The sequence below is a fragment of the Armatimonas rosea genome (genome assembly GCF_014202505.1).
Taxonomy (GTDB): domain Bacteria; phylum Armatimonadota; class Armatimonadia; order Armatimonadales; family Armatimonadaceae; genus Armatimonas; species Armatimonas rosea.
Genome location: NZ_JACHGW010000002.1, coordinates 1529737 through 1537950, shown reverse-complemented (window position 1 = coordinate 1537950; position 8214 = coordinate 1529737). Strand labels below are relative to the sequence as shown.

General features: G+C 63.6%; 6 protein-coding genes. All 6 read left to right on the top strand.

Annotated elements, in window-relative coordinates; genetic code table 11:
* The first annotated feature begins 221 nt into the window (after nt 1–221).
* The 6 genes from HNQ39_RS15030 to HNQ39_RS15005 all read left to right on the top strand — a co-directional run bounded on the left by HNQ39_RS15030 (nt 222) and on the right by HNQ39_RS15005 (nt 8208).
* Complete coding sequence (locus HNQ39_RS15030; protein WP_184197662.1) at nt 222–824, top strand: GNAT family N-acetyltransferase; 603 nt, start codon at nt 222–224, stop codon at nt 822–824.
* A gap of 157 nt (nt 825–981) precedes the next feature.
* Entirely contained in the window at nt 982–2511 is a 1530-nt protein-coding gene (locus tag HNQ39_RS15025) for a bifunctional metallophosphatase/5'-nucleotidase (protein ID WP_184197659.1), read from the top strand.
* A gap of 3 nt (nt 2512–2514) precedes the next feature.
* Nucleotides 2515–2883 carry a hypothetical protein gene (locus HNQ39_RS15020; protein ID WP_184197656.1) on the top strand — a complete coding sequence of 123 codons (369 nt, stop codon included), beginning with the start codon at nt 2515–2517 and terminating at the stop codon, nt 2881–2883.
* A gap of 122 nt (nt 2884–3005) precedes the next feature.
* The gene (locus HNQ39_RS15015) at nt 3006–4466 is read left to right on the top strand and encodes an outer membrane protein assembly factor BamB family protein (RefSeq protein ID WP_184197653.1); all 1461 of its coding nucleotides are present in this window, start codon (nt 3006–3008) and stop codon (nt 4464–4466) included.
* Between the two features lie 188 nt (nt 4467–4654).
* On the top strand, nt 4655–6775 hold the full coding sequence (locus HNQ39_RS15010; protein ID WP_184197650.1) for a PSD1 and planctomycete cytochrome C domain-containing protein: 2121 nt from the start codon (nt 4655–4657) through the stop codon (nt 6773–6775).
* Entirely contained in the window at nt 6772–8208 is a 1437-nt protein-coding gene (locus HNQ39_RS15005; RefSeq protein ID WP_184197647.1) for a DUF1501 domain-containing protein, read from the top strand. The genes HNQ39_RS15010 and HNQ39_RS15005 overlap by 4 nt, the downstream gene beginning before the upstream one ends.
* Nucleotides 8209–8214: the final 6 nt, after the last annotated feature.

Sequence of the window (8214 nt, the reverse complement as noted above, 5' to 3'; positions counted from 1 at the left end):
GACGGGTATCTGTCCAGCCATCCGTCCCAAGGGACTCCTGGCATCACGTTTCCTCACCCGGCCTGAAGGCCGGGGTTTCCACGCGCCTTTTCGATAAATTACCCGCCTCGGAGTTTGGGAGCGTCCCGAGGACGCGCGGCAATAGGCATTTTCCGCGCCCACGGGGCGCTCCCAACCTTGTGCCGGGGATTTCCAATCCCCGCTGAACGGAGAGGAAACAAATGGAAAAAGACAAGGCCCCGGTTTTACGAGACCTACCGGAAGAGCTCCGCAGCGAGCGTGTGCTCCTGCGCCCCTACCGGGCAGGCGATGGGAAGGCTCTCTTGGAAGCCATCGACGATAGCCGGGAGCGGCTCCAGCCCTGGAGACCTTATGAACACAGCCCGGTTCCCCCCACCGAAGACGAAACCGAGGCGTATGTGTGCAGCGAGCGGGAGAGCTGGAACAAGCGAGAGTATCTGTCGCTGAGCATCTGGGAGAGAGAGACGGGGCAGTATCTGGGAGGTGTCGGGCTGTATGGCATCCGCTGGGAGGTGCCTTCCTTCCAGATCGGCTACTGGCTACGAGCATCCGCGGAGGGAAAGGGCTACATGACCGAAGCCGCCCGCCTCCTCTGTGACTATGCATTTCAGAGGCTCGAAGCAAGACGGGTCGAGATCCGCTGCGACACACGCAATGTGCGCAGTGCAGGCATCCCCCGCCGCCTGGGATTTGTCTACGAGGAAACCCTCCACAGCGCATCGCGCACTCCCCAAGGAGACCCGATTGGCGACTTTGTCTTCGCAATGACCAAAGCCGCCTGGACGGTGAACGTCCCGCTATAGGGCCTTCAGCCGCGCCTGCGGCGACCCGCCCTACAGCCACCTAAAAAGTACCGACGAGGACAATCACACGATCTCCCGCGCCCACGGGGCGCTTCCTCCCTTGTGCCGGGGATTTCCAATCCCCGCACCCCCGCACCATCCCCGGTAAAATAGCCGCATGAACCGATCGCTCTGGGCGCTGCTGGCGCTATTAACCCTGGGAGGCGCAGCACCACAACCGGAAACCAAGTCCTTCACGCTCCTGCACACCAACGACCAGCACGGGCACCTTCTGCCATTTTCCTACCCCAGCCGTATCTCGCCCAAGGATGCCGTGGCAAAGATGTCCGTCACGAAAGACATCGGGGGGATCGCGCGCCGGGCGACTCTGGTGAAGCGCATCAAGGCAGAGGCAAAGAACTGCTGGCTGATCGATGCGGGCGACTGCATGGACGGCTCGCCCTTCTCGGTGGAGTTCTTTGCCCAAGCCGACTACGCCGCGATGAACGCCGTCGGTTATGACTTTGGGGTCTTTGGCAACCACGACTTCAATATGACCGTCCCGCAGTTCGAGGCGCTACTAAAAACCCCGACCTTCCCGCTCGTGCTCGCCAATGTGACCGAGAAGAAAGCCAACAAGCCGATCCTGCCGCCGTATATCATCAAGGAGTGGGGCGGGCTAAAAGTGGCGCTCTTTGGGCTGGTGACCAGCTCGACCAAGACCTACACGGCGGCGAAGGCGGCGTACAAGGTGGATGATCCCGTCACCGTGGCGACTGCGCTGGTGCCGGAGCTACGCAAGCAAGCCGACTTGGTGATCGCCATCACGCACATCGGCCTCGACGAAGACCGGCAGCTGGCGCGGCAGGTGCCGGGTATCGATGTCATTGTTGGGGCGCACTCGCACACGCGCCTGCCGGTGGGAGTTGTCGAGAACGGGACCATTATCCTACAAGACCACCAGTGGGTCGGGGAGCTAGGGAGGCTGGACTTCACGGCCAAGCGGGACACGGCAGGCAAGTGGAAGATAGATAGGTTCACGGAGAAGCTGATCCCCATCACCAAGGACCTTCCTGAGGACGCGGCGACGGCAAGAGTGGTCGCGGGCTACTGGGACAAGATCAAGGCCAAGTACGAGACCGTGGTCGGGGAGGTGACCAGCGACCTCACCGACACGCCCGACCACGATATCCAACCCACCAACTACTACCTGGTCTGTGACGCCATGGCGGAGGCGACCGGCGCGGACTTCTATATCGAGAACCAAGCGGGGGTGCGCGCCCCCTTGCTCAAGGGTAAAGTGACCTTCGGGGATATCGTCTCCCTGGACCCGTTTGACAACGCGCTCTATACGTTTAAGATCCAGGGCCGAGACCTCAAGAAGCTCCTGGGAACCCTGCGGCCCATTCCCTCCGCCAACCTGCGCTACTCGGTGAAGCAGCGGGGGACATCGCGCTTTGGCTGGACCCTGGTTGGGGCGACTCTGAAGGGCAAGGAGATCGACAACGACACCTACTACTCCGGCGCGGCCTCGTCGTATCTCTTCGCCAGCGCCATCCGCCGGGTCGCCCTAGATGGCAAGGAGACCGGCACCACCCGCCGCGCCGTGCTGGTGGAGTACCTCAAGAAACACTCCCCGCTCACGGTCAAAGAAGACGGTCGCGTGCGCTTCGATGGCACAAACCCGTTCCCCGAGGAGATAAAATAGCGCATGTCACTCACCATTACCCTAGAGCCCGATGTTGAAGACTGGGTACGCCGGGAAGCCATTCGACTCGGACTGGATGAACAGGGCATCATCCAGCGTGCCCTGCGACAGCAGTCGCGTCGTGAGCAAGAGCTCCTGACCCGAGTGCAAAACAGCTTCCCAAAAGACCAAGAGGCTCAGCTTCGTCGGCTAGCGGAGCGACAAGATGATTTAACGGCAGCGGAGCAAACAGAGCTCCTTACCCTCTCCCACCAGCGTGAAAAACAAAATGCAGCTCGCCTAGCACTTCTGCTGGAGCTCGCTGAGCTACGCGGTCAGAGCCTGGATCAGGTCATGACAGAGCTAAAGCTAACCCCAAAACCACTGGTCTAACCATGGCACGAACCGTCTCCGAAACGCTCCGACGAGCTGTCGCCGAGCGTGCCCGATTTTGCTGCGAGTAAGGACGCATTGCCAGAGAAGGGGAAATAGGAGACGATGCCCAATAAGGGAGTATGAGTAACTGGCCACAGGCAGCCGGGCCTAAGGGAAACTGGCAAACATCGGGGAAGGCTCCGATTTCTTGGAGCGTTGCGGAGAACAAGGGCGTTGTCTGGAAGACGACACTCCCGGAGACGGGGCAGAGTGGGCTCGCGGTCTGGGGAGACTGGCTTTTCCTGACCACGATGGCGGAGCAGGCAGAGAGCAACACAGCCAAAGAGGGCGGAAATATTGTCGGGCACTGCGTGGATGCAAAGACTGGCAAGATTCTCTGGAGTGTCGCGCTCAACGCGGCCGAGCCCAGCCCCTATGCCTACGGCTTCTCGGACTCGTCGTCGCCCACCCCGGTCACCGACGGCAAGCGCGTCTGGTTCACCAACTCCAGCGGGCAGATTGCGTGCTGCGAGGCGGCCACGGGGAAAGTGCTCTGGCGGCGGGAGTGGAAGCCGACCACGGGGCGCCCGTTCAACAAGCAGTTCGAGCCGATCCTCGACAACGGGATTCTCCTGAGCTGCGAGCCGCGCGAGCCCGGCGACCCGCAGCGCGAGCGCGACCCGTGGAACTACCTCAAGGGCCTCGATGCCGCCACAGGGAAAGTTCTGTGGGTAGCCGAAGACGCCCTGACACACTACAACACGCCGGTCTACGGGAAACTCGACGGCGTCCCGTGTGTCTTGCAGGGCCGCGGTGGGCACCACGATGTCCCCGAGAAGCCCACGGGTCTCTCCCTCACCCGCCTCACCGATGGCAAGACCCTCTGGCGAACGGAGCTGACCGGCAAGGCGCTCTACAACATGCACTGGGATGAGAAAATCGCGGTGTGGATCGACGAGGACAAGTCCGAGCTGACCGTGCTGGAGAGCAAGACCGGAAAGATCCTGCGGAAGATTGCGCTTGATCTGAGTGTCTCGCTCCGCACCTGGGACGGCGCTCAGTACGCCACGGAGAGCGGAGTCAATCTGAAGCAGCGCAAGATCAAGGTCTTCCCGGCGTGGTTTACGAATATCGTCATCGACGGCCACTGCTGGTTTCTCTGCTTCTCCAACCCACAGCCCGCCTACGGCCAAGGCCCCACGGGACCGCTCTACTGCGCGGGCCGCGTTAACCTAGCATCGGGCAAGGTCGAGTACCTGGAGCTCCCTACCGCGCCCGGCGGGGTCTACAAGAAGCCCGTGCCCGCCTCGACTGTCAACTCCCGGGGCCGTGATATCGCCCAGGATGGCCGCTCCAAGCGCGACGGCTGGCACTGGGTCTTTATCGGCTCCCCCATCGCCGTGGATGGCAGAATCTACTACACGGTGCAGAACGGGGTGACCTATGTGCTCAATGGCAAGGCGAAGACCATGGACGAGCGCGCGATTCTGGCGGTCAATGATCTCGGCCCCCTCGGGCAGACCTGGAGCCTGAACACCCCGACCGCGGTCAATGGAAAGCTCTACCATAGAACTATGAAGGAGCTAATCTGCCTCGGATGAAACTCACGCATTGCTCCCTCATGGAAATCATGGGGCTATGGGGCGTTCCGCCGCCTCGCTTCGCTCGGAAGCAGCCTGTACCGACGAGGCATGCGGGGATTGCATGCGCCTTCCTCGCGGCTACTCTGACCGCGGCGGCTGTCCAGCCCCCGAAACCTCTCCCCCATCGGACGGGGGTAGGGGGAGCTTTGGAGTTCAACCGGGACATCCGCCCGATCCTCTCCGACAACTGCTTCTACTGCCACGGCCCGGATGCAGGCAAGCGGCAGGCAGGTCTGCGGCTGGACCAGCCCAATGCAGCGACCAAGGGTGCCTTGGTGAAGCGCATCTTCGCGGCACCCGATGCCGGGCTCATGCCGCCAGCGGAGAGCCATAAGCAGCTCACTCCCACGCAGAAAGAGACCCTCAAGCGCTGGGTTGCCGAGGGCGCGGCCTACCAGAAGCACTGGGCCTTTGAAGCGCCGGTCAAGGCCGCGATTCCCGCGGGCAAGCAGCCCACTGACTTCCTCGTGCAGGCGCGGCTGGCGAGCAAGGGCCTCACTCCCTCCCCCACGGCGAGCCGCCGGATTCTCATTCGCCGCCTCTACGCCGACCTGCTGGGGCTTCCCCCGACACCGCAGGAAGTGGCGGCCTTTGAGCAGGACAGAGCGCCCGATGCCTACGCAAAGCTGGTCGAGCGGGTGCTGGCCAATCCCCACTACGGCGAGCGCATGGCGCAGGGCTGGCTCGATGTCGTGCGCTTTGCGGACACCATCGGCTACCACAGCGACACGCCGCGCAATGTCTGGCCCTACCGGGACTACGTCATAAATGCGTTCAATAGCAACAAGCGCTTCGATCGGTTTACGCAGGAGCAAATCGCCGGCGATCTCCTCCCCGATGCCAGCCAAGAGACCCGAGTCGGCTCCGCGTTCAATCGCCTGCTCCTCACCACGGAAGAGGGCGGTGCCCAGCCCAAGGACTACGAAGCGCGCATGCTCACCGACCGGGTGCGGGCGGTCGGGACGGCATGGCTGGGCCTGACCACGGGCTGCGCCAACTGCCACGACCATAAGTTCGACCCCATTACGCAAAGAGATTTCTTCCGCCTGGGTGCCTACTTCGCCGATATCCAAGAGGGCATTGTCGCCGTGCGCGAGCCAGGAATGGTGGTTGCCACACCGGAGCAGGAAAAGCGTCTCGCGCAGCTCAAAGGGGCGGAGAAGAAGGCCTACGAAGCCACTCTCACCCGCTGCCTGGTCTCCGTGAGCACGGAGAAGCGTCGCACTGTGCGGATTCTCCCGCGTGGAAACTGGATGGACGAGAGCGGCGAGGTCGTGACGGCAGCAACTCCCAGTTTTCTCCCCCCCCTTCGCGGAGCCGGAGGGGGGCCGGGGGGGAGGTTAGATCTTGCCAACTGGCTCGTCTCGCGCGAGAACCCGCTAACCGCGCGTGCGGTGATGAACCGGCTCTGGAAGCAGCTCTTTGGGAGTGGGCTAAGCCGCGTCCTCGACGATCTCGGGGCGCAGGGGGAGCCGCCCACCAACCCGGCGCTTCTGGACTGGCTGGCGTGCGAGTTTGTGGACAGCGGCTGGGACGTGAAGCACATGGTGCGGCTCCTGGTGACCAGCAATACCTACAAGCAGGTCTCGACCACCAGCAAGGCACGCCTCGCCGCCGACCCGGACAACCGCGACTACGACCGCCAGAGCCGCTTCCGCCTCGATGCCGAGCTGGTGCGCGACAGTGCCCTAGCGATCTCGGGGCTCCTCTCGCCAGCCATAGGGGGACCGAGCGTGAAGCCCTACCAGCCCGATGGCTACTGGGACAACCTCAACTTCCCCACCCGCAAGTACGCCGCCGACTCCGGGGAGAGCCAGTACCGGCGCGGGCTCTATATCTGGTGGCAGAGGACGTTCCTGCACCCGTCGCTCCTGGCCTTCGATGCCCCCAGCCGCGAGGAGTGCACCGCCGACCGCGGTCGCTCCAACCTCCCGCAGCAAGCGCTGGTGCTCCTCAACGACCCGACCTATGTCGAGGCCGCCCGTGCCTTTGCGACACGCGTGCTCCAGCAGCCTGAGGAGACACGCCTCGCCTGGGCGTGGCAGCAAGCGCTCCAGCGCCCCCCCGATACCAACGAGCAGCGCACCTTGCAGGAGCTCCTCAAAAAGCACCTGGCACGCTACAAAGCCGAGCCCAAGGCCGCCGACGAAGTCCTAGCAGTCGGGCTGGTGCCGGTGCCCGCCAATGTCGATAAATCGGAGCTCGCGGCCTGGACCCTGGTCTGCCGCGTGCTCCTCAACCTCCACGAGACGATAACACGAGAATGAACGAACTCACCCGACGCGCCTTCCTCGGCAAGACCTCCCAAGGGCTTGGCGCTCTCGCCCTGGCATCGCTAGAAGCGAAAGCCTCCCCCCTAACCCCCGCCCGGCGGGGGGAATTAAAGGAATCCGACTCCTATTTGTCCCCCCGCTCGGCGGGGGTTAGGGGGGCCAAGCGCGTGATCTGGCTCACCATGGCGGGGGGACCGTCGCAGCTGGAGCTCTTCGACCCCAAGCCCAAGCTCGCCCAGCTCCATGGCCAGCCCATGCCCGAGAGCTTCACCAAGGGCCAGCAGCTCGCGCAGCTCCAGGGGCAGAAGCTCCTCTGCTTTGGGCCGCAGTTCCCGTTTGCCAAGTACGGCAAGCACCAGACCGAGCTCAGCACGCTTCTCCCCCACACCGGGGCGATGATCGACGATATCTGCCTGATCCGCTCCATGACCACCGATGCGATTAACCACGACCCGGCGCACATGTTCATGAACACGGGCAGCCAGATCGCGGGGCGGCCGAGCATGGGCGCGTGGGTGACCTATGGGCTGGGAAGTGCGGCTAAGGACCTCCCGGGGTTTGTGGTGCTAGTCTCCACCGGGCCGGGGCGCTCCCCGCAGCCCATCGCGGCGCGCCAGTGGAGCAGCGGGTTCCTGCCGAGCAAGTTCCAGGGCGTGCAGCTCCGCAGTAAGGGCGACCCCGTGCTCTACCTCGCCAGCCCCAAGGGAGTGACACAAGAGCAACAAGGGGCCGATATCGCCGCGATCTCGTCGCTCAACGCTCACCACAACTCCTTTGTCGAAGACCCGGAGATCGCCACCCGAATCGCGCAGTACGAGCTGGCCTACCAGATGCAGATGTCCGTGCCGGGCCTGATGGACCTCTCCCAGGAGAAGCCCGAGACCCTGGAGAGCTACGGCTGCCAGCTCGGGGACGGGAGCTTCGCCAGCAACTGCCTCCTGGCGCGGCGACTGGCGGAGCGCGGTGTGCGGTTTATCCAGCTCTACCACCGCGACTGGGACCACCACAGCCAGCTACGCGAGGAGCTTCCCCTGCGTGCCAAAGAAGTGGACCAGGCCTGCGCCGCGCTGATCAAAGACCTCAAGCAGCGCGGGCTCTTCGACGATACGCTGATTGTCTGGTCGGGCGAGTTTGGCCGGACGCCCATGTCCCAGAGCAACAAGGGCACCACGGGCCGCGACCACCACAACAAGGCGATGTCGCTCTGGGTGGCAGGGGCGGGAGTCCAAGGCGGCCTGGTCTACGGTGCCACCGATGAGCTGGGCTACGCCGCGCAGGAGAATGTGGCCACGGTCCATGACCTCCACGCGACCATGCTCCACCTGCTCGGAATCGACCACAGCGCCTTTACCTACAAGTTCCAGGGCCTGGACGCCAAGCTGACCGGGGTCGAGGGTGCCACCGTGCTCAAGGGGATTCTGAGCTAGCCGGCG